We start from the raw sequence: 21549 nt of genomic DNA on the forward strand, positions 1-21549 counted from the left end.
TAGTAAGGAGAACAAAAATGAGTAAAAATAAACCTAATATCATTTTTATATTATCGGATGATCAGGGTGCCTGGGCTATGGGCTGTGCCGGGAATAAAGAGATACTTACGCCCAACTTGGACAGGCTGGCAGCAGAGGGTGTCCGCTTTGACAACTTCTTCTGTGCTTCCCCTGTTTGTTCCCCAGCAAGGGCTTCTCTTTTAACCGGAAGAATTCCGTCACAGCATGGGGTGCATGACTGGCTTCGCGATGATAATAAAGAACAGGAGGATATAGAATATCTGGCGGGTCAGACCGCTTATACCGATGTGTTGGCTCGGGAAGGTTATGTATGTGGTCTGTCCGGTAAATGGCACGTTGGCAGGAGTTCTGTTTCTCAAAAGAGTTTTACACACTGGTTTGCGCACAAATCTGGCGGAGGCCCGTATTATAATACTCCTTTTTATAAAGAAGGACAACTAATCTATGAATCCGGTTATGTTACTGATGTAATAACCGATGATGCCATATCTTTTATCAAAGAATATGCAGGCAAGCAATCTTTTTATCTTCATGTGGGCTATACGGCACCTCATTCCCCATGGGTTAACAACCATCCAAAAGAATACACAAAAATTTACGAAGACTGTTCCTTCTTGTCATGCCCTATGGAGGAAAAGCATCCGGATCATATTTATTTAACAGAAGAGGTAATGAAGGATTTAAAGGCTAATCAGATAGGATATTATGCGGCAGTCACTGCAATGGATCAGAATATCGGCCGTATTCTTGATGAGCTTGAACGTCTGGGTATCAGGGAAGAGACGCTGATACTGTTTTCCAGTGATAATGGATTCAGCTGCGGACATCATGGTTTCTGGGGAAAAGGCAATGGTACTTTTCCGATCAATATGTATGAATCCTCAGTTAAGGTTCCTTTTATTGCCAGCAAGCCGGGCAGCATTCCTCAGGGAAAGGTAAACACTTCTCTTGTTTCTGCTTATGATTTAATGCCTACTCTGCTGGAATATGTCGGAGCAGAGGACAGCTTCACAGATCATCTTCCAGGCAGAAGCTTTCTTCCGGCTATGATGGGACAGCCGTTTGTTCAGTCAGAATCCATTGTTGTATTGGATGAATACGGGCCGAACCGAATGATACGGGGAACCAGATATAAGTTTATCAAACGTTACCCTTACGGACCCAATGAACTTTATGATTTAGAGAAAGACCCGGGAGAGAAGAACAATCTTCTTATATCTGAAGACGGGGAAGCTGCAAAAATAAAAAATGAACTGAATTATGAACTAGAGCAGTGGTTTTTAAAATATGTAAATCCGGAGATTGATGGTGCAAAAGAAGCTGTATACGGTTCCGGGCAGATCAATCTGGCGGGAGTTTGGAGTAAGGGGAAAGAGTCTCATAGCTGTGATGAATATATTAAAGAAAAACTGCAGAAAACCCATTGTAAAGACGAAAAAGGAATGGAATAAAATGAAAAAGGGATTTAGAACCCTTAAGGCGCAGCTGCGCCTGGGATATGGGCTTACGTTTGCCTTGATCTCCCTTCTTTTTGTTATGTTTTTATTCTTAGGGATCAAAAGCCTTATGCTGGATCAGATCGGACAGAGCAGACTGGATGTATTAAAACAGATCTCAGAACGATCCAATACCATAAAAAGCAATACGATTACTATATCCAATCTTTACCGCTATGATGAGCATATGAGAAGCTATCTGTCTGAAGAAAAGGATCAGTTCCTGGAAAGCAGGCAGGAGGCCATCAATTATCTTGATGGGTTAAAGGAGACCTATGACCAGGTTTTTCATGATATAGGTCTGAATTATGATGTGGTCATTTTGGGCAATAATGGTTTTCAGTACTCCTCAAGGGGAAAAGGGGATTATGACTTTCAAGGATTAGAAAGCCAGTTATGGTACAGGCAAAGCTATGATTCTGAGGATGATATGGTGTTTATCAGCAGTTTCCAGGAGAAGTTTGACAGCACAGGCATAGAAAATCCTTATGTATTCGGTGCATTTCGTCAGGTCATGGATCAGGAGGGCAATATACTTGGTACGATTCTGGTTAATATCGATGAAAAGTATCTGGAGGGTTTATATAGTTCTGTAGAGGAAAACAGCAATTTTTATATTTTTGATAAAAAAGGAAATATTGTATCCAGCAGAGATAAAAATTTGCTTGGTAAAAATTTCATTGGGGTTAAAAACTTCAGACAGTTTTATGGGGTAAATCAGTACAATATGATCAGGAAACTGGGGCAGGATTATCTGCTGTCCAATTACTATGATCCTGAGACAGGCTGGACAATTGTAGAAGAGATGCCTTGTTCTGTGATTTTTAAGCCTCTCCATCAGGCAATTGCCATTCTGCTCCTGCTTTTAAGCTTCTGTATTTTTGCCGGAGCAGGAGCTGCTTATTACTTATCTGGCAGAATATCAAAGCCGATCCAGAAGCTGTGCAGTCTGATGGATCAAGTACGGCAGGGTGATTTTGATGTGATCAGTGACATTAAAGGCTATGAAGAAGTCAATCAATTGAAAGACAGCTTTAATGAGATGGCTAAAGAGATTAAAATACTGATGGAAAGTGTAAAGCAAAAAGAAATAAAAAAGCGGAAATCAGAGCTGGATTTTCTCAGGGCCCAGATCAATCCCCATTTTCTTTATAATACTCTGTTTTCTATTCAGTGCATGATTGAACTGGGGAATAACAAACAGGCGGTTTTAATGATGTCAGCATTTATAGACCTGCTAAAGAGGACCTTGTCAGTAGATACGGATTTCATTTTGTTGGAAGAAGAGTTTGAGAATACGAAAAAATACCTGGTACTTCAGCAGATCCGCTATGGCGATAAAGTGCATTTTGAATGTGAAATAGAAGAAAAGACAAAGGGGTGCCTTGTACCTTCTCTTATTATTCAGCCAATTGTGGAAAATGCTATATTTCATGGACTTAATGCAAAGGAGGAGCCGGGGCTGATTGTGGTCGAATCAGCCATATACAGTGATTGCCTTCTGATTACTATTTCCGACGATGGAGTCGGTCAAAGTGAAGAGGAACTTATGCAGCTGAGAAATCAGCTGGAGGACAGAGAGTATCATACCGGAGGCTCCATTGGCATCTTAAATGTGTTAAATCGAATCAGAATCAATTTTGGAGATTCTTATGGGCTTCTTGTAGAAAGCGAATCAGGAATCGGGACAACGGTCACTTTAAAGCTTCCGGTTATAAGGAAAGAGCATTTCAATGAAGAGGATTTAGCATGAAAATACTGATTGTTGATGATGAAAGAATGATTTGTGAATGGCTGCAGTTTTGTATTCAGAGCTATCCGGGCTGTGAGCTGGCAGGCTGTGCGCATAACGGAGAGCAGGCTCTGTCAATTTTTAAAGAGAATGAGGCTGATATCGTATTTACAGATATAAAAATGCCTCTCATGGGAGGTTTAGAGCTTTTAAAGGAGATTAAAAAGCTGAATCCCAGAACGATCGTCATATTGCTGACTGCTTTTGCAGATTTTGATTTGGTTCGGGAAGCCATTCGCCAGGGGGGTGACGATTATCTGCTGAAAACAGAGATGAATCAACAGTCCTTTCAGGAGATGCTTTCTAAGCTGGAACTGCAAATAAAAAGAACAGGTACGAAAGAAGTTCGCGGAGAAACGGAGAGTACAGGACAACAGCACTCCATAATCAGTGACATTTTAAGAAAAGACGGCCCATTGGAAGAGGATGATATCAGGCAGCTGAGAGAGTGTAATATCAGATGGAGGGATGGAGGACTGTTTTCCATTGCTGTCTGGAAACAGGATTTAATGAAAGATTTTGTCCTGCCTCAGAACACCTGTGTCCATCATGTGGCCAGCTTTGAGTATGACAGATATACCTATGTGATTATTGGTAATCTGGCAAGGGATTTAACAGAACTTAAGAAGAATCAGATTTTGTATGAGTACGCATCTGCAATTGTATTAAATAACGGCTGCATGGCAGGAGTCAGTACCATAACGGAACGCTTAAGCAGTGTGCCCGATGTCATTGTTCAGGCGGTTTATGGTCTTGGTCTGGGATATTATGAAGGAAAAATAAAGGTTTGGCAGGCTCAGGGCAATGGAAGTGAAATCAGAAAAAAGGAATTAAAGTGGGAGTCTGTTTTCCGGAAGAAAAGACGGGAATTATATGATGTGCAAAGTGACAAATTTTATGGAAGAACGGAAGAAACCATGGAAGAAGCCAGGAAAGATACAGGGGTTCCTATCAGTGGTTTCACTGCCTTTTGCTGCGATGCAATGGAAATGGCATATATGCGGTTTGCAGAAGAGGATGCACAGCTGATGCACCATATGCTTTTAGAAGAAAAAAGCCGGGTCTATAGTACCACAGACTATGCAGAAGCCAGGTGCAGGGTTTTGGAGTTTATCAGAAATGTGTTGGCATATCAGGATGTAGATGAAAGACGATTGTCCAAAGGAGTAGCCGCAGCCGTTGATTATGTAAGAAAGCATTACAGCGAAGCCATCAGCCTGGAAATGCTTTCCCAGAAGGTCCATTTAAACCCTGAGTATTTATCCAGAATCTTTAAGGAAGAGGTGGGCTGTACCTATAGTGCCTTTGTCTCTGAGATAAGGCTTAAGAAAGCTGCTTATTTGCTGTCCCACACAACGGAACGTGTTCAGAAAATCGGGGAATCGGTAGGATATCCTAATGTAAGTTATTTTTCCACAACCTTTAAAAAACGTTATGGGGTCAATCCCTATGAATACCGAAGAGGGGAGTAAAAGAAATCATGAGAGTATTGATGGTCATGTTTGATTCATTAAATAGAAATATGCTGGAGTCCTATGGAGGAAGATTTGCAAAGACTCCTAATTTTAACAGACTGGCAGAACATTCGGTAACTTTTGACAATTGTTATGCCGGCAGCCTTCCCTGTATGCCTGCGCGGCGGGAACTGCACACTGGGAGATATAATTTTCTCCATCGAAGCTGGGGACCTTTAGAGCCTTTTGATGATTCCATGCCTGAGCTGTTAAATCACAATGGCGTTCATACCCATATTGCTACAGATCATTACCATTATTTTGAAGATGGCGGGGCAACCTATCATACCAGATACAGAACATGGGAAGGATTCCGTGGACAGGAGGGAGATGCATGGAAAGGTGTTGTAGGAGAGAACAGATCTCCAAAGGAATATAAAAACCGGTGTGATGGAATTGCTGACAGCTGGGAGCACAACTGGGTTCCCCAGGATTTTATTAACAGATCCTATTTAGATACAGAAGAGAAGCTGCCCCAGAGCAAAACGTTTGAAGCCGGTAAAGAATTTATCAGGACCAACCACAATACAGACCAGTGGTTTTTGCAGATAGAAACCTTTGATCCCCATGAGCCGTTTTTTACTCATGATAAGTTTAAAAAGTTGTTTCCCCATACTTACAATGGCGCTGTTTATGACTGGCCGGATTACAGAAAACTGAATGAGTGTGATACACCAGAGGAAATTCTTCATTTGAGGTCAGAATATGGAGCCCTGTTGTCGATGTGTGATGAAAAGCTGGGTGAGATCCTGGATCTGATGGATGAGTATCATATGTGGAAAGATACTATGCTCATTGTTAATACTGATCATGGGTTTCTTCTGTCTGAACATGGGCAATGGGCCAAATGCCACTGTCCGTTTTATAATGAAGTGGCCAGGATTCCTTTGTTCCTATGGGACCCGGTAACCGGAATAAGAGGAAAGAGGGTAAAAAGTCTGGTGCAGACCATTGATCTGCCTGCAACCATATTGAAACAATTTGGGGTGGGACTTCCAAAAGATATGGAGGGAATTCCCCTTCAGTCTGTGCTTCAGGAAGATAAAGCTATACGGGAAGCTGCTCTTTTCGGTATCTATGGAGGCCAGATAAACTGTACAGACGGACGCTATGTTTATATGAGAAGTCCTGTAAATTATGAAACGAAGATTTATCAGTATACTCTGATGCCGACTCGCCATGGAGGACGCAGGGCTTTTATAAAAGAGGAAGAGTTAAAGCAGATGACTTTGTCAGAGGGATTTTCATTTACAAAGGAACTGCCTGTCATGCAGATTCCCTATGGCAGAGAAGCCGGGCAAAATATATATCCTACGATGTTATTTGATTTAGAAAAAGATCCGAATCAGGAGTCGCCCATTGAGGATGAAGCAGCAGAAAAAAGAATGATCCATTTAATGAGAAAACGTATGAAAGAAAACCAGTGTCCTTTGGAGATGCTGGAACGATACGGATTCTAAGAAAAGGGGATAATATTGTATGACCGCCAGCTGTTAACTGAGCGGTCATCTTTTTATAGAAATTAAAAAAATGAATGAAGGGGTGCAGCCACCGCAGGAGGAGAATATGCAGCATCAGAATTCTGTCATAATAACAAAACAAATGTCAAAATTAGAAAAGTCAACAAATTCATTTTAACAAAATCCATCCGAAAAGCAAAAGAAAAATAAAATAATAAAAAAACAGAGGTACTATGACTATTATATAATCATTATACAAGAAGGAAATACGAAAGAAAAAAGAGTTGGATGCGGCAAGTCGGATGAATTCGTATTTCCATTTGTAAAAAGGATAGGGGAAAAGCTACAAACTATTATACGAGGAGGATGTAATATGAGAAAAAGCAAAAAAGTAATGAAGATCGCAGCAGCGGTTATGGCTCTGACCATGGTACTGTCAGCTTGTGGAAAGGGAGGCGGAAATGCTTCTGTTCCGTCAAAAGAAAGCGGAGCTAATTCCAATACAGAGGCAGCAGGAGATTTGCCTGTTTTAAGAGTTGCCATGATGCCGTTTATCACCAGTCTTCCCACAGAGTATATTAAGAAGAATAAACTGGATGAAAAAGCTGGTTTTAAAATGGAAACAGTTATGTTTGCAACAGGTGCACCGATGAATGAAGCATTGGCAGCAGATTTATGGGATGTTGGAGCAATGGGCGCAGCAGCGGTGACAGGTGTCGCTAATTATGACATGATGATTATAGGAGAAGTTCTGGAGTCTACAGATGGTTTGGGAGTATTTGTAAAGCCTGATTCTGCTATAGCAGGTGCTAAAGGCTACAACCCTTCTTACCCCAATGTACTTGGCAGTCCTGAGACTGTAAAGGGAGCTACAATTCTCCTGCCAATAGGAACAGCACAGCATTTTACTACATTAAAATGGCTGGAGAAGCTGGGGCTTGGAATTACAGATGTAAATATTGTTAATATGGATACCGCCCAGGCTTATCAGGCATTACAGGCAAATCAGTGTGATGCGGTAGCCCTTAACGTTCCCACATTTTTTGAAGCAGTGGATGACGGTATGGTTCAGGTAGGCAATCTGGCTGATCTTGGAACCAGATATGTAGATATGGTAGTTGCTAACAGAAAAGCAGTGGAAGGAAAACCGGAACTGGTTCAGAAATACATGAACTGTATTATGGAGGCCTGTAAGGCTCTGAATGAAGATACTGATATGGCTGCAGATCTGATGGTAGAATTTTTAAAAGAAGCAGGTGCAGAGACTACAAGAGAAAGCTGTGTCAGTGATTTAGGCAGAGTTCAGTTTATCACATCGGAAGACTGGAGCAATCGTGAACTGGGAAGTTTTGCCAGGGAGCTTGGCGAATTCTATATAAGCCTTGGCCAGCTGGAGCCTGAGCTCATAGATAAGTTTGACAAAAATATTGATCCGGAATTCGTTAAAAACAATTAGGAGGAATGGAAATGAAGAAGGAGAAAGCAAAATATAAATACTGGCTGATGTCAGTATGCTCTGTTCTTACTGTGCTCTTTATCTGGGAGCTGGTAACCGATATTTTGCACCTGATCTCTCCCATGATGCTTCCCAGTCCGGCAAAGGTACTGAATACATTTCTATATAAACTAACAGGAGGGGTCAATCCAGATGGAGCGACCCTTCTCCAGCATATAGGAGCCAGTATGAAGATTGCACTGGGAGGTTATACCGTTGGAGTAGTCATTGGGGTGCCTCTGGGGATTGCTATGGCATGGAGCAGGAGATTTGAGCTGTTTGCCAAGCCATTGTTTGACGTAATACGCCCGATTCCCGCACTTGCCTGGATTCCTCTGATGATTCTGTGGCTGGGAATTGGTTACTGGTCAAAGGTTGGAATTATATTTTTTGCAGCTTTTATCAGTGCTACCATCAACGCCTATGCAGGGATCAAGAGAACCAGCCGGGTTCACTTGTGGGTTGCAAGTACCTTTGGTGCCTCTAATAAGCAGATGTTATTTAAAGTGGCGATTCCAACTGCCCTTCCAATGATATTTACAGGATTAAGACTTGCGCTTGGGTCCTCCTGGGTTGCACTGGTGGCAGCAGAGCTTCTGGCAGCAACAAGAGGTCTGGGTTATATGATTCAGGTGGCAAGAATGCTGGGACGGCCAGATGTAATTTTAGTAGGAATGATCACAATAGGAGTGATTGGTTTTTTATTATCCTATATACTGGAGAAATTGCAGAATAAGTTCGTAAAGGGAGGGAAATAGCCATGGCAGCCAGATTGTTCAGAAAAAACGTTGCAGTTTTTATGACTGTGATTGCCTTTGGATCTCTGCTGCTTTTGTGGGAACTGGTAGCCAGGTTTACAAATGCCAGGATGTTTCTCCCTCCTGCCTCAGAGATAATCATTAAATTCTTCGAAAGCTTTACTGTCCCTATTGGCAGGCATACGATGATGGTACACATTGGTGTCAGTCTGTACAGAGTGGGTGTTGCCTTCTTTTTCGCAACTCTTACCGGGATTACTTTGGGAGTTTCCATGGGGTATTCCAAGACTGTAGAAGCAATTGTAAAGCCCATATTTGAATTTATTCGTCCGATACCGCCTTTGGCCTGGATTCCTATGTCGATTCTGTGGTTTGGGCTTGGAGATAAGAGTAAGTTCTTTATTATTTTTCTGGGGTGCTTTTGTTTTATTACAGTGAATACATACGATGGTACGAAAAACGTAGATCCTGTTTTACTGGGAGCTGCCAGAATGTTAGGCGCATCAGAGCGTCAGGTGTTCTTTCGAGTTGTTCTTCCTTCCTCGATTCCGTACATTTTCGCAGGCCTTCAGATTGCGATTACAGCAGGCTGGTCTGCGGTGGTTGGAGCTGAAATGGTACGGTCCGATGAAGGTGTCGGCTGGCTAATCGTTATGGGAATGACCAATGGAAATACCGTTCAGATTATGGTTGGAATGCTGGCAATCGGCCTTGTTGGATATATTCTGGCTACAGCCATGGCAAAGCTGGAAGGGAGGTTATGCATATGGAACCAACAGCAGGGACTTTAACAGGAGTACTTCAGTGCAGCCACGTCTCCAAGGAGTTTGACAGCTTTGACGGAACCGGCAAGAACCTGGTATTAAAGGACATTGATTTTACTGTTAAGGAAAATGAATTTTTGGTGTTGTTTGGACCGGGACAGTGCGGAAAGACCACTTTGCTTAACATTTTGGCAGGTTTAGAGCCGGCCACCTCCGGGGAAGTGATGGATCATGGGAAAAAGGTGACTGCTCCTGCTCCAAAACGAGGAGTTGTTTATCAGAAGACAGCATTATTTCCATGGCTCACAGTCATGGGAAATGTGGAATTTGGGCCGAAGGTCCGTGGATTTAAGAAAGAGGAGATAAAAAAGATTGCAGATCATTATATTGAACTGGTAGGTTTAAAAGGGTTTGAAAAAAGTTATCCCTCCCAGTTATCAGGCGGAATGAGACAAAGAGTCGGAATTGCCAGAGCTTACAGCAATAATCCTGATATTATGCTGATGGATGAACCTTTCGGCCATTTAGATGCTCAAACAAGATATATGATGGAGGAAGAACTTCAGAGAATCTGGCAGAAAGAAAAGAGAACGGTAATCTTCGTAACCAATAACATTGAGGAAGCGTTATTTCTTGCAGACCGGATCATTCTGATGACCAACTGTCCTTCTGCCATTAAAAAAGAATATAAGATCGATCTGCCACATCCCAGAAGCTATGTTGACTCTGAATTCCTACGTTTACGGCAGGAGATAACTGAAAATATGGACAAATCGCTGTAAAGGAGGAGTTTATGGAAGATAAAAGAGAAACAAAAGTAAAGGTAATGAATCTGACAAAACAGTTCGACCAGCTTCTTGTTCTGGATGACATATCCTTTGATGTGAAAAAAGGAGAATTCCTTTGTATCGTAGGGCCTACAGGCTGTGGTAAGACAACATTTTTAAACAGCCTTACCAAGCTTTATCAGCCCACAAAAGGGGAGATATTAATTAACAATGAGCCAGTGGATTTAAAAAAGCACAGCATTGCATATATTTTTCAGGAATATTCAACGATGCCATGGCTGACGGTAGAAGAAAATATCCGTTTTGGTCTGGATATTAAACATACTTCAAAAGAGTTGGCGGATCAGAAGGTGGAGGAGTATTTAGAGGTGGTAGGACTGACGAAATACCGTAAATACTATCCTGATCAGCTTTCGGCAAGTATGCTCCAGCGGGTAGTCATCGCCAGAGCATTTGCTACAGAGCCGGAGTTATTGTTAATGGATGAACCCTATGGGCAGCTGGATATTGAACTGCGGTTTAAGCTGGAGGATGAGCTGTTAAGCCTATGGAAACGAAACGGGACAACTGTTATTTTTATTACCCACAATATCGAAGAGGCAGTCTATTTAGGGGAAAGGATTCTTGTTCTTACCAATAAGCCTACAACGATAAAAACAGAGATAAAAAATGATCTGCCAAGGCCTAGGGATATTGCTTCTAAGGACTTTGTGGAATTACGAAATAAAGTGACGGATTTAATTAAATGGTGGTAGGATTTGTTTAACCATCATACATTAAAAGCAGCAGCTCCATTAGCATTCCATAAAGGAATGACAAGGGCTGCTGTTTTTAACTGTGCTGCAATTATCCAGTGCATCTATTAAATATGAATGTTATTTAAAGCTTTCTGCACTTTTCCCATCATACGAATCGATACGGAATAGGTTTCTTTATTATTCATATGTAGTAAAGCATTTTCCCTGGAATACTTTAATACGTGTTTCATATTTATGATGGTGGAACGGTTGCACTGGCAGAAACCGGAATTCAAGGTTGAATGGAATTCTTTTAATGAGCCTGAAACCTGACGTATTCCGGTTTTTGTATGAACGATGATCTTGTGGGAATCGTCGCTGGTCGTAATTGCTACAATGTCATTTTGATCCAGAACCAGCGAATCTTTATCCAGCTTTATGGATAAAAGACGATTGGAGGAGTCCAGCTGAGTCTTATAATTTGTTTCCGCATTTTGTATGCAGGAGCAGATCTGATCTGGTAAGGTTTCTGTTTCATCTTTTGTAATGAAGTCCATTGCTTCCACCTTATAGCGGAAGGTAAGAATAGCCATTTCACTGTGAGTAGTTACAAAGACAACATATCCCCTTGGATCATATTTGCGTATTTCCTGAGCCAGTTCAATTCCATTTTTATTTGACTGCAAATCAATGTCCAGAAAATAAAGTCCGGTAATGTTGGAGCGCCTTCGCATGGAAAGCAGTTCTTCCGGGTTTGAGGTTGCACAATAAAGCTTGGATTCTGTTGGGTTCATTATTAGATATTTTTCTATAATGTGTTACCAGCGGCTTAATTGCCTGTTATCATCTTCACAAAGGTATATGTGGATCATTTTTGTACTCCTTATTAATCATTATGCATTAGGATTAGTTCTTGTGTAAAATAAGGTTCTTCATATGTTGTATTCCAGATAGTATTTTCATAATTTTTTAAAATTAAATCTACGTTAAAAAGTCCGATACCTCTATTTTCACCTTTTGTTGAAATTTCGTGGCTACGAAGCTCTGATATGGCATGGGACGGAGGAAGGGCGGTGTTTTGGATGATGAGATGGAGATTTTTTTCTTTATAAAAAATGCAAAAATGCACTTCCTTTTCTTCTGTTTCCATAGCAGCTTCCATGGCATTGTCTAAAAATATACCCAGGACCCGGGAAAGATCCAGGCAATCCATATTTAGATCATTAATAGGTTCTGTCAGTTCTATTTCCGCTTTGATGCCTATCTCCATCATATAGACAAATTTGGAGGAGAGAAGGCTTTTAATTGCGGTGTTTTTAATATTTGATAGAGCTCCCAGTTTGGTATCCGATTCTGTAAATGCACGGCTGATGGGGAGGATTCTTTCTCCGTAATATTCCTTTAGTCCATCCATATCATCTTCTTTCAGATATCCTGACATAGTAACAAGTATGTTCATGTAGTCATGCTTGAATTTACGCATAATTCCATAAGAATTTTCCAAGCGCTCCGTGTAGATACGAAGATTTTCAAACTGTGCCATGCGGTGCTTATAAGCTTGTTCTCCCATGGTGACTTTATAAACGGAATACATCAGAAAGACCGTGATTACGAATAATAATAGGAAGATAATTCCGTTTAATGCAATGACACCGTAATTATAACCTAGGCGTTCCCCATAGGAAAAGTTAAAAATGTAAAAGAACACCAGTAGAAAAAGATCAATAAAAATGGCTTTCAGCAGATGATCGTTAATTAAATATTTAGTAATAACTAATTTTTTATGAAAATAATAGCCAATTAGTTTTGTTGTAGTTCCACAGAATATGCAGTAAATACAAGAAAAAGCGATAAGCAGTAAATGGTGGGTTATCAAGGCTTCCATATCCATCTTGAAAATAAATCCTGCTATCCACATAAACAGGTAGTTAAATGTAATTGTATAAAGATATCCAAATAAATAACAGGATAGACTCAAATAGTGATTATTAGTAAAAAAATAGATTAATAGTATGATTCCCATAAACGTTATAAATGTACTGGCCTGTCCATAGATTCGGTTAAAAAAGTAGAAGGTACTAAAGGCATATAAAAATATAATAAATCGTTTTAGAATTGTCAATTTATTAGGAAGCAAATGTACACAAAAAAAGTAATTACATAAGGCTCCTGTAAGTGTATAAATAAAATAAGTCATGATGTATCTCCTCGCAAGTAGATGTATGTATATATTTTACATTGTTGTAAATGGAAAGTAAAGGAAATTGTATGAAAAGCAGGTGCATTTTACGCTTAGGAAGAAAAATGCCGCGGAAATTGCAAAAATATTTTATTGGCTTAAGGATATGGTAATATATGGTCAAACGGTGGTGATAAAATGAGTATTTCTAGAATTGCTGTTGGTTTTTGTGACTTGCTGAACAAAATAAGTCCCAAAAGTCAAGAAGAGAATAAAGTAATTCAATATGGAATGGAATTGTTGCTGGACAATATTATTAAGCTTATAGTCATTTTGCTTATTGGAATTGTCTTAGGAAAGGGGCTTGAGACCCTTGTGGTATTGTCTACATTTTGTGGCTTAAGATTACAGGCTGGAGGCATTCATGCTAAAACTGGTCTGGGTTGCGGATTTAGTATGTTGTTGGTCTGGGCAATATCTATTTTAGGAGATATCTTCTTTGATATAAAAACCTCTTTTTTACCGTATATTTATACTATTTCAGTTTTTATTATTCTTTGCTGTGCTCCACGGACAATAAATATTGAGCACTTTAGTTCGCAAGATAAATTAAAAAAGAAATTATATTCCATTGTTGTTTTGACCTTCATTATGGCGATTGCGTTTTTTAATCCGCCACTTAGGGCTTTACTTGTATTTCCGGTTACTTTGGAAGTTTTAACACTACTTCCTAAAAATAAATAATTGTTAAAGGAGAGAACATATGATGAGAAAGATGGCAGTAGAGGAATTACAGAAAATGTTGGTAAAGGTATCCCTCAATTCTGTGGGAAAGAGTATTCCAGCTGGAATTTATGAAAGAAAAATTCCAGAAGCAGTTTTAAAGATGCGCAACGAGAATACTAAGTAGGAATTTATGAGTAAAAGAATTCTACTAATAAATTTAAGTGCAGATAGTCCGGTATGAGTTATATAATGATAATGTTTTCATTATAAAAAGAAAAAGCGACGTTATACCAATGAAAATAATACATATAATTTATTGTAAGATTTTCAAATCCAATTAGTTGGAATGTATATGACTACTGTAGTAACAAGGGGGAAACTTTTGTCTGGATTAATTAAGATTCCTATAAATAGCTTAAATAAAAAATATGGAATTTATTCAGAAGTTTTATGGATACTCAGTAGAATAAACTAAAATAATTACTGCCCTTTGAAATTATTTCAAAGGGCAGTTAGTCAATTATATGAATTTGGATGGAAACTATTTTAAACCGAATTACCAGACCTTTCCTCCGCAAAGGGATGACAAAGATAGGAGAAAAGCAGATGAGAGAAAACTTATTTCGTAAAATTCTAAAACTGGAAAAGAATTTAGCAGATGCTTCTGTGCAAAAGAACATCAAGTCAAAGCATAGAAAGAGAAAGATTATTCCAGATGAATATTATATAGATGTAATAACGACCGTACCGGAAAGAAGAGTTATGGTAGAGATGGAGTGTATTGATATTTGACAAGAGTAAGTGACTGGCGGAATGTGAATAAAAGCAGGTAACGTGAAAGAATGTAATGTTCTTCCGCGATACCTGCTTATTTTTAATTCAATATTGTTAAATATCTTTTCCTTCCCTTCACCGGCTCAATACACGATTACGAGCCTTCCAAGGTGGATTTACTTACATTCTTCCAAAAGTATCTTTGGTTCAGCGACCATGGAATAATTGGTATGGTAGATAACAAAGCCAGGCGCCGCTCCGGCTACTTTTTTAATCTGCTTTTTCTGCACATAATCCACTTCCACCTTATCGTTTTCACGACCCTTGGAATAGTAGGCAGCTAAAGCTCCGGCTTCTTCAAATGCCCGGTCGGGAAGCTCTTTTCCTTCGGATTTTACGATTACATGGGAGCCTGGGATTCCTTTAGCATGGAACCACCAGTCATTGCCGCTCGCTCCTTTAAAAGTCAGTTCCTCATTCTGGTAATTATTCTTCCCCACATAAATATGGAATCCGTCAGAAGAAAGGTAGTGGAAGGGCCTGCTTGTTATCTTAGGCTTTTTATCGCCGGAGCGACGGTGCTTAATGTATCCGTACTCCATCAATTCTTCTTTGATCTGTACAAGATCTTCCTCCATTAGGGCGATGTCCAAAGCAGTACTAACAGATTCCAGATGGTCGATTTCCTGTTTGGTTTCCGCAATCTGATCTGTTACAGCTTCGAAGGTGCGTTTTAATTTATTATATTTATCGAAATATTTCTGAGCATTTTCCTTTGCAGATAACTGATCATCCATAGGAATGGTAATTTCCTCGTTGGTGTAATAATTAAGGCAGACCAGCTGCTTTTCACCTCCGGTTAATTCATATCCATAGGTATTGATAAGCTCTCCGTAAACCTTATACTTGTCCCGTTTGTCCGTATCCTTCAGCTGCTTGGCCTGAAGGTCATATTTTTTATAATTTCGTTCCAGAGCGATCTGAACGATTTTTCGTAAGTCTACGGATTTTTGCCGGATTCTGGTGATGGTATTTTTTGAGGCATAATAGTTTTCCAAAAGCGTGCTGATGGAATCAAAGCATTGGGAAACATAGCCTTCCCCCTGATAACAGGTTAAGGGAAGGGCGGAGAATTCCACAGGTTCTTCCTTTTTATATATAATGTTTGGAGTGAAATGTCCATGTTTTACATCATCCATGATAAAGGAAAACATGTGATACAGATGGATCAGTTCCAGCTCCGTCATTCCATTGGCAGAGCGGTCCCCGTCAATGGAGGCCAGATTGCAAAGCTCATGGCCCATAATAGGGCTTAGACCGGTCAGTTTCATATACAGCGCTTTTTGTATTGGTGCGGCTGTCTGGCCGATTACATCAATGAATTCTTCTTCAGTGATAGTCAGAGGATCTTTTTTCTCCATGGTCTGTGGGATGAAATAGGTTCTTCCCGGCAAAACCTCTCGTACGGAGCTGACCTGGGCGGAGATGTGCTTTATGCTGTCTAAAATCAGATCCTCTTCATTGCAAAAAATGATATTGCTGTGCTTTCCCATGATTTCAATGATCAGTTTTTTGGTTCTTTTATCACCTAATTCATCAAAGTGCTCCACTTCCATACATAAGATCCGTTCCAGTCCCGGCTGGCTCACCCGTATGATTCGCCCGTTTCCGATGTGCTTTCTTAAAAGCATACAAAAATTTGGGGCGGTCATGGGGCTTTGCTTGTTTGCCTCTGTAAAATAGATCAGAGGGAGACTGGCACTGGCCGAAATCAGGAGTCTCCATGTGTTTTTCTGGTTTTTAATAGTAAACAGCAGTTCATCCTTTTCCGGCTGGGCAATTTTTGCAATTTTTCCGCCTTCCAGCCGGTCTTTCATCTCTGCTGCGAGATTTGCCATAACAATTCCGTCTAATGCCATCGTCTGTTCCTCCGGTAAATGGTCTATATAATAAGGATAGTATAGCACAGAATCAACTTTCTGTAAAATTTAAAACCAATTGACTTGTATTTTATTATGAATTATAATGGATGATATCTATGGCGAAAGAGAGGCATATGGAATGATCAAAAGCATGACAGGTTTTGGCAGATGCGAAACTGTCACGGATGAATATAAGATTTCCGTAGAAATGAAAGCTGTAAATCACAGATATCTGGATTTAAGCATAAAGATGCCGAAAAAGTTTAATTTCTTTGAAGCAGGGATCAGGAATCTATTAAAGAATTATATCCAGCGCGGAAAGGTTGATGTTTTTATCACCTATGAGGATTACACAGAGAATAAACTGTGCTTGAAGTATAACAGTGCGCTGGCTGCTGAATATATGGATTATTTCGCAAAGATGGAGGCACAATTCGGAATTCAGAACGACATCAAGGTATCGACCCTGGCCAGGTGCCCTGAGGTCCTTATCATGGAAGAGGTGCCGGAGGATGAGAATCAGATGTGGAAGCTTCTTTCAGAAACCATAGAGGAAGCTGCAAAACATTTTGTGGAAACCAGAGTGACAGAGGGAGAAAACCTAAAGAACGATCTCCTTGGAAAGCTTAAGTTTATGACTGAGCTTGTGGAATTTATAGAAGAACGGTCCCCTGGGATTCTATTAGAATACAGGGCAAAACTTGAGGACAAGGTGAAGGAATTGCTGGCAAGCGCTTCCGTAGATGAGGGAAGAATTGCAGCGGAAGTTACGATATTTGCCGATAAAATCTGTGTGGATGAAGAAACCGTACGGCTCAGAAGCCACATTGAAAATACTTGTGCAGAGCTTAATGCAGGCGGAAGTGTGGGAAGAAAACTGGATTTCATCGCTCAGGAGATGAACCGGGAGGCGAATACCATACTTTCCAAAGCTAATGACCTGGAAATTTCCGATAAGGCTATCGCTCTGAAGACCGAGATTGAAAAGGTTAGGGAACAGATCCAGAATATTGAGTAGGAGTGTAACGAATAACATGAATGAGAATGGCATATTGGTAGTCGTATCCGGATTTTCAGGGGCAGGCAAAGGTACCTTGATGAAAGAGCTTCTGAAACGGTATGATAATTATGCGTTGTCCATATCCGCTACCACCAGAAATCCCAGAGAGGGAGAAGCAGACGGCAGGGAATATTTCTTTGTGACGGAAGAACGTTTTAAGGATATGATACAAAAGGAAGAATTGATCGAATATGCCCAGTACGTCAACCATTACTATGGTACACCCAAGGAATACGTTTTAAACCAGATGAAAATGGGGAAGGATGTAATCCTGGAAATTGAAATTCAGGGGGCGCTAAAGGTAAAGAAACATTTCCCTGCTGCGATTTTGATTTTTGTCATGCCACCCAACGCAGAGGAATTAAAACGCCGTCTCATAGGCCGCGGTACGGAAAACATGGATGTGATCAATGCCAGACTCCGCCGGGCGGCTGAGGAAGCAGAAGGCATGGAGGGCTATGATTATATCCTCATTAACGATAAGATAGACACTTGTGTGGAAGAGATGCACCGCATGATTCAGGTACAGCATAACCGTGCTTCCAATAATATGGCATTTTTATCCCATATCCGGGAAGAATTAAAGAATATATAGAGCCGATTGAGAAAGGGGAATGAAAGATGTTACATCCATCTTATTCAGATTTGATTAATGTAGTAAACAGCGAGGTAGAGCCAGGAGAGGCTCCTGTTGTACAGAGCCGTTATTCTATCGTAATTGCCGCAGCCAAGAGAGCAAGGCAGATTATCGGCGGCTCCGAGCCGGAGGTTTTGGGAGCTGGTAAGAAACCGCTTTCTGTTGCCGTAGAAGAACTGTATGAGGGCAAAGTGAAGATTTTAAGCGAAGCGGATGCAACAGAAGAAGACGATAATTAGGAAAGAGGCCGTCTCCCTTTTGGATGAGATGGCCTTTCCCATTTTAAAGAAAGACAGGAGTTAAAACATGAAGTTATTATGTGTTTCATTGGGCTGTGACAAGAATCTTGTGGATACAGAGATGATGCTGGGCCTTCTGAATAAAGACGGATATACCTTTACGGATGATGAGTATGAGGCGGATGTGATTGTGATCAATACTTGTTGCTTCATCGGTGATGCAAAAGAGGAAAGCGTGAATACCATACTGGAGTTGGCCCAGAGAAAGATTGACGGCAAATGCAAGGCTTTGATCGTAACCGGCTGCCTGGCCCAGCGGTATAAACAGGAGATCATAGACGAGATTCCGGAAGTGGATGGAATTTTAGGTACTTCCACCTATGACGAGATCTCTCACGTTCTGGCGGAAGCTTTGGGCGGAAAAGAACACGTTCAGCGTTTTCACGAACTGGACGAGATTCCGGAAGTGGAAACAGACCGGATTCTTACAACAGGGGGTCATTATGCCTTTTTAAAGATTGCGGAAGGCTGTGACAAGCATTGTACTTACTGTATTATTCCGTCTCTGCGTGGAAATTACCGCAGTGTTCCCATGGAACGTCTGGTAAAGGAAGCTGAAAGGCTGGCTGAGAGGGGGGTGAAAGAGCTTATTTTAGTTGCTCAGGAGACGACTCTGTATGGCGTGGATCTATATGGTGAGAAGTCACTTCCAAAGCTTCTTAAAAGCCTGTGCCGCATATCCGGGATTCAGTGGATCCGGATCCAGTACTGTTATCCGGAAGAAATCACGGATGAGCTGATCCAGACCATAAAGGAAGAAGAGAAGATATGTAAATACCTTGATCTGCCCATTCAGCATGCCAGCGACCGGATCTTAAAACGTATGGGCCGCAAGACTACAAAGGCCCAGCTTCGGGAAATCGTAGAAAAACTTCGGAGAGAAATTCCGGATATTGCTCTTAGGACCACATTGATCTCGGGATTCCCAGGGGAAACCCCGAAAGATCACGAAGAACTGATGGAGTTCGTGGATGAGATGGAATTCCAGCGTTTGGGAGTGTTTGCATATTCGGCAGAAGAAGATACACCTGCTGCGGAATTTCCGGATCAGGTTTTGCAGGAGTCAAAGGAAGAACGCCGTGATGCCATCATGGAGCTTCAGCAGGAGATCTCCTTTGATTTTTCTAAATCCATGATCGGGAAAACTCTGGAGGTCATGATAGAAGGCAAGGTGGCGGATGAAAACGCTTATGTAGGACGTACCTTTATGGATGGTCCTGGTGTGGATGGAATGATTTTTGTTCAGACAGCCGAAGAACTGATGTCAGGTGATTTTGCAAGAGTCCGCGTGACTGGGGCTATGGAATATGATTTGATAGGAGAGTTGGAGGATGAATTTACCGAATAAGCTTACGATTTTAAGAGTTATTATGATTCCGTTTTTTGTTCTGTTTCTGCTGCTTGACGGAGGTGCAAATGCGTCATACCGTTATATTGCGGCGGTCATATTCATTGTGGCCAGCTTTACGGATTTTCTTGATGGAAATATCGCAAGAAAGTATAACCTGGTGACTAATTTTGGCAAGTTTATGGACCCTCTGGCGGATAAGCTGCTGGTCTGCGCAGGACTTATCTGCTTTACGGCCCTGGGCCAGCTTTCTGCCTGGATTGTTATCGTGATTATTAGCCGTGAATTTATTATCAGTGGTTTCCGTCTGGTAGCTTCTGATAATGGCGTGGTGATCGCGGCAAGCTATTGGGGAAAGTTTAAAACAGTGTCCCAGATGATTATGTCGGTTCTACTTATCCTGAATATTCCGGCATTGTCCATCCTCACAACAGTGTTTGTCTGGGTCGCCACTATCCTTACCTTGGTTTCACTAGTTGATTATATAGCAAAAAATTACCGCGTTCTTATGGAAGGGAGTATGTGATCATGGTTGTTGAACTGATTTCAGTTGGAACGGAACTTCTTCTTGGAAATATTGTAAATACCAATACTCAGTATCTGGCGGAGAAATGTGCTCTTTTGGGACTTTCCATGTATCATCAGGTTACGGTTGGTGATAACAGGGAACGTCTGTCAGAGGCATTTGAGACTGCCCTAAAGCGTTCAGATGTTGTCATCCTGACCGGAGGCCTTGGACCTACGGAGGATGATCTGACAAAGGAAGTCTGCGCAGAGGTCATGGGATTCTCTTTGATGGAAGATAGCCATACAAAGGAGAGAATTAAAGAGTATTTTAAAAACAGCATTTATAAAGAGATTCCAGATAATAACTGGAAGCAGGCGCTGGTTCCTCAGGGAGCGGCTGTACTTGACAACCATAACGGTACTGCTCCCGGACTGATTTTGGAAAAGGATGGAAAGGCAGTAATCCTGCTGCCCGGACCTCCAAATGAGTTAAAGCCCCTGTTCCGCGATCAGGTATTCCCTTACCTTCAGAAGCTCCAGCCTGAAGTGATCCGTTCTCAAATGATCAAGATCTGCGGACATGGAGAGAGCCAGGTAGAGAATAAGCTACTTGACCTCATTGACGGACAGTCCAACCCAACCATTGCTACCTATGCGAAGACGGCTGAGGTGCATTTAAGAGTCACGGCAAAGGCATCAAGTGAAGAGGAAGCCAAAAGCCTTTTGAAACCGGTGGTAAAAGAGATTAAAAACCGTTTTGGGAATGATGTGTATACCACAAAAGAGGAAGAAACCCTTGAAATGGCAGTCGTCCGTCTCCTGAAAAAATATGAGCTGACGGTGACTACAGCGGAATCCTGCACCGGAGGACTGATTGCAGGACGTCTGGTGAACGTACCGGGGGCTTCCGAAGTGTTTCGGGAAGGCTTTATCACCTATTCCAACAAGGCGAAGAGAAAACATCTTGATGTAAGCAAAGGCACCTTGAAGAAATACGGTGCAGTCAGCGAACAGACTGCCAAAGAAATGGCGATTGGTGGTGTTTTCGCAGCTGATTCGGATGTATGCATCGCAGTGACAGGAATCGCTGGACCGGATTCTGATGGGGAAAAACCGGTAGGACTTGTTTATATGGCCTGTTATATGAAGGATAAGGTTTCAGTGGAAGAATATCATTTTAAGGGAAACCGGGAGAAGATCAGGGAACAGTCTGTAGTAAAGGCACTAGACCTGCTGCGCCGTTCCATTCTTAAGAATTATCATTCATAAAAC

21 protein-coding genes are annotated in these 21549 nt (G+C 41.2%); 18 read left to right on the plus strand and 3 right to left on the minus strand.

Annotation, left to right across the window (positions count from 1 at the left end):
- Window positions 1-17: 17 nt before the first annotated feature.
- The 9 genes from BMW45_RS23050 (at window position 18) to BMW45_RS23090 (ending at window position 10843) form a co-directional block, all read left to right on the plus strand.
- Window positions 18-1472 (plus strand): sulfatase-like hydrolase/transferase, encoded by a 1455-nt coding sequence (locus BMW45_RS23050; protein ID WP_092249482.1) that lies wholly within the window; start codon window positions 18-20, stop codon window positions 1470-1472.
- Window positions 1411-3270 carry a sensor histidine kinase gene (locus BMW45_RS23055; protein WP_242883311.1) on the plus strand — a complete coding sequence of 620 codons (1860 nt, stop codon included), beginning with the start codon at window positions 1411-1413 and terminating at the stop codon, window positions 3268-3270. Before BMW45_RS23050 ends, BMW45_RS23055 begins: the two co-directional genes overlap by 62 nt.
- A complete protein-coding gene (locus tag BMW45_RS23060; RefSeq protein WP_092249485.1) occupies window positions 3267-4781 on the plus strand; it encodes a response regulator in 1515 nt (504 codons plus the stop codon). Before BMW45_RS23055 ends, BMW45_RS23060 begins: the two co-directional genes overlap by 4 nt.
- A gap of 8 nt (window positions 4782-4789) precedes the next feature.
- Window positions 4790-6283, plus strand: a complete 1494-nt coding sequence (locus tag BMW45_RS23065) for a sulfatase (protein WP_092249488.1) — start codon at window positions 4790-4792, stop codon at window positions 6281-6283.
- Between the two features lie 373 nt (window positions 6284-6656).
- On the plus strand, window positions 6657-7739 hold the full coding sequence (locus tag BMW45_RS23070) for an ABC transporter substrate-binding protein (RefSeq protein ID WP_092249491.1): 1083 nt from the start codon (window positions 6657-6659) through the stop codon (window positions 7737-7739).
- Window positions 7740-7750: 11 nt separating this feature from the next.
- Entirely contained in the window at window positions 7751-8536 is a 786-nt protein-coding gene (locus BMW45_RS23075; RefSeq protein ID WP_025232981.1) for an ABC transporter permease, read from the plus strand.
- Window positions 8537-8538: 2 nt separating this feature from the next.
- A complete protein-coding gene (locus BMW45_RS23080; protein WP_092249494.1) occupies window positions 8539-9327 on the plus strand; it encodes an ABC transporter permease in 789 nt (262 codons plus the stop codon).
- A complete protein-coding gene (locus tag BMW45_RS23085; RefSeq protein ID WP_025232983.1) occupies window positions 9303-10082 on the plus strand; it encodes an ABC transporter ATP-binding protein in 780 nt (259 codons plus the stop codon). The genes BMW45_RS23080 and BMW45_RS23085 overlap by 25 nt, the downstream gene beginning before the upstream one ends.
- An 11-nt stretch (window positions 10083-10093) precedes the next feature.
- Window positions 10094-10843, plus strand: a complete 750-nt coding sequence (locus BMW45_RS23090; RefSeq protein ID WP_025232984.1) for an ABC transporter ATP-binding protein — start codon at window positions 10094-10096, stop codon at window positions 10841-10843.
- A gap of 107 nt (window positions 10844-10950) precedes the next feature.
- On the opposite strand, the gene BMW45_RS23095 is transcribed toward BMW45_RS23090, so the two are convergent.
- Together BMW45_RS23095 and BMW45_RS23100 are read right to left on the minus strand one after the other, a co-directional pair.
- The gene (locus BMW45_RS23095) at window positions 10951-11619 is read right to left on the minus strand and encodes a LytR/AlgR family response regulator transcription factor (protein WP_092249496.1); all 669 of its coding nucleotides are present in this window, start codon (window positions 11617-11619) and stop codon (window positions 10951-10953) included.
- 92 nt (window positions 11620-11711) lie between these two features.
- Window positions 11712-13022: a sensor histidine kinase gene (locus BMW45_RS23100; protein ID WP_092249499.1), complete on the minus strand. Its 1311-nt coding sequence runs from the start codon at window positions 13020-13022 to the stop codon at window positions 11712-11714.
- A 180-nt stretch (window positions 13023-13202) separates the two neighbouring features.
- Between BMW45_RS23100 and BMW45_RS23105 the strand changes: the two genes are divergently transcribed.
- The 3 genes from BMW45_RS23105 to BMW45_RS23115 all read left to right on the plus strand — a co-directional run bounded on the left by BMW45_RS23105 (window position 13203) and on the right by BMW45_RS23115 (window position 14522).
- The gene (locus tag BMW45_RS23105) at window positions 13203-13748 is read left to right on the plus strand and encodes an accessory gene regulator B family protein (RefSeq protein WP_092249502.1); all 546 of its coding nucleotides are present in this window, start codon (window positions 13203-13205) and stop codon (window positions 13746-13748) included.
- A gap of 19 nt (window positions 13749-13767) precedes the next feature.
- Window positions 13768-13914, plus strand: a complete 147-nt coding sequence (locus tag BMW45_RS23110; protein ID WP_092249505.1) for an exodeoxyribonuclease V subunit alpha — start codon at window positions 13768-13770, stop codon at window positions 13912-13914.
- 422 nt (window positions 13915-14336) lie between these two features.
- The gene (locus BMW45_RS23115; RefSeq protein ID WP_025232989.1) at window positions 14337-14522 is read left to right on the plus strand and encodes a hypothetical protein; all 186 of its coding nucleotides are present in this window, start codon (window positions 14337-14339) and stop codon (window positions 14520-14522) included.
- Window positions 14523-14680: 158 nt separating this feature from the next.
- Here the strand turns inward: BMW45_RS23115 and BMW45_RS23120 are convergent, their stop codons facing one another.
- Window positions 14681-16423 (minus strand): Rqc2 family fibronectin-binding protein, encoded by a 1743-nt coding sequence (locus BMW45_RS23120; RefSeq protein WP_092249508.1) that lies wholly within the window; start codon window positions 16421-16423, stop codon window positions 14681-14683.
- Window positions 16424-16565: 142 nt separating this feature from the next.
- On the opposite strand from BMW45_RS23120, the gene BMW45_RS23125 reads away from it, so the two are divergent.
- From BMW45_RS23125 to BMW45_RS23150, 6 genes are all read left to right on the plus strand, one after another.
- Window positions 16566-17444, plus strand: a complete 879-nt coding sequence (locus BMW45_RS23125) for a YicC/YloC family endoribonuclease (protein WP_092251164.1) — start codon at window positions 16566-16568, stop codon at window positions 17442-17444.
- Between the two features lie 16 nt (window positions 17445-17460).
- The gene (gene gmk, locus BMW45_RS23130) at window positions 17461-18081 is read left to right on the plus strand and encodes a guanylate kinase (RefSeq protein ID WP_092249511.1); all 621 of its coding nucleotides are present in this window, start codon (window positions 17461-17463) and stop codon (window positions 18079-18081) included.
- A gap of 26 nt (window positions 18082-18107) precedes the next feature.
- A complete protein-coding gene (gene rpoZ / locus BMW45_RS23135) occupies window positions 18108-18362 on the plus strand; it encodes a DNA-directed RNA polymerase subunit omega (RefSeq protein ID WP_025232993.1) in 255 nt (84 codons plus the stop codon).
- 67 nt (window positions 18363-18429) lie between these two features.
- Window positions 18430-19770 (plus strand): 30S ribosomal protein S12 methylthiotransferase RimO, encoded by a 1341-nt coding sequence (rimO, locus tag BMW45_RS23140; protein WP_092249514.1) that lies wholly within the window; start codon window positions 18430-18432, stop codon window positions 19768-19770.
- On the plus strand, window positions 19754-20296 hold the full coding sequence (gene pgsA, locus BMW45_RS23145) for a CDP-diacylglycerol--glycerol-3-phosphate 3-phosphatidyltransferase (RefSeq protein WP_092249516.1): 543 nt from the start codon (window positions 19754-19756) through the stop codon (window positions 20294-20296). The genes rimO and pgsA overlap by 17 nt, the downstream gene beginning before the upstream one ends.
- A 2-nt stretch (window positions 20297-20298) precedes the next feature.
- Window positions 20299-21546: a competence/damage-inducible protein A gene (locus tag BMW45_RS23150; RefSeq protein WP_092249518.1), complete on the plus strand. Its 1248-nt coding sequence runs from the start codon at window positions 20299-20301 to the stop codon at window positions 21544-21546.
- The last annotated feature ends 3 nt before the right edge of the window (window positions 21547-21549 follow it).

Source organism: Lacrimispora sphenoides (assembly GCF_900105215.1).
Lineage (GTDB): Bacteria > Bacillota > Clostridia > Lachnospirales > Lachnospiraceae > Lacrimispora > Lacrimispora sphenoides_A.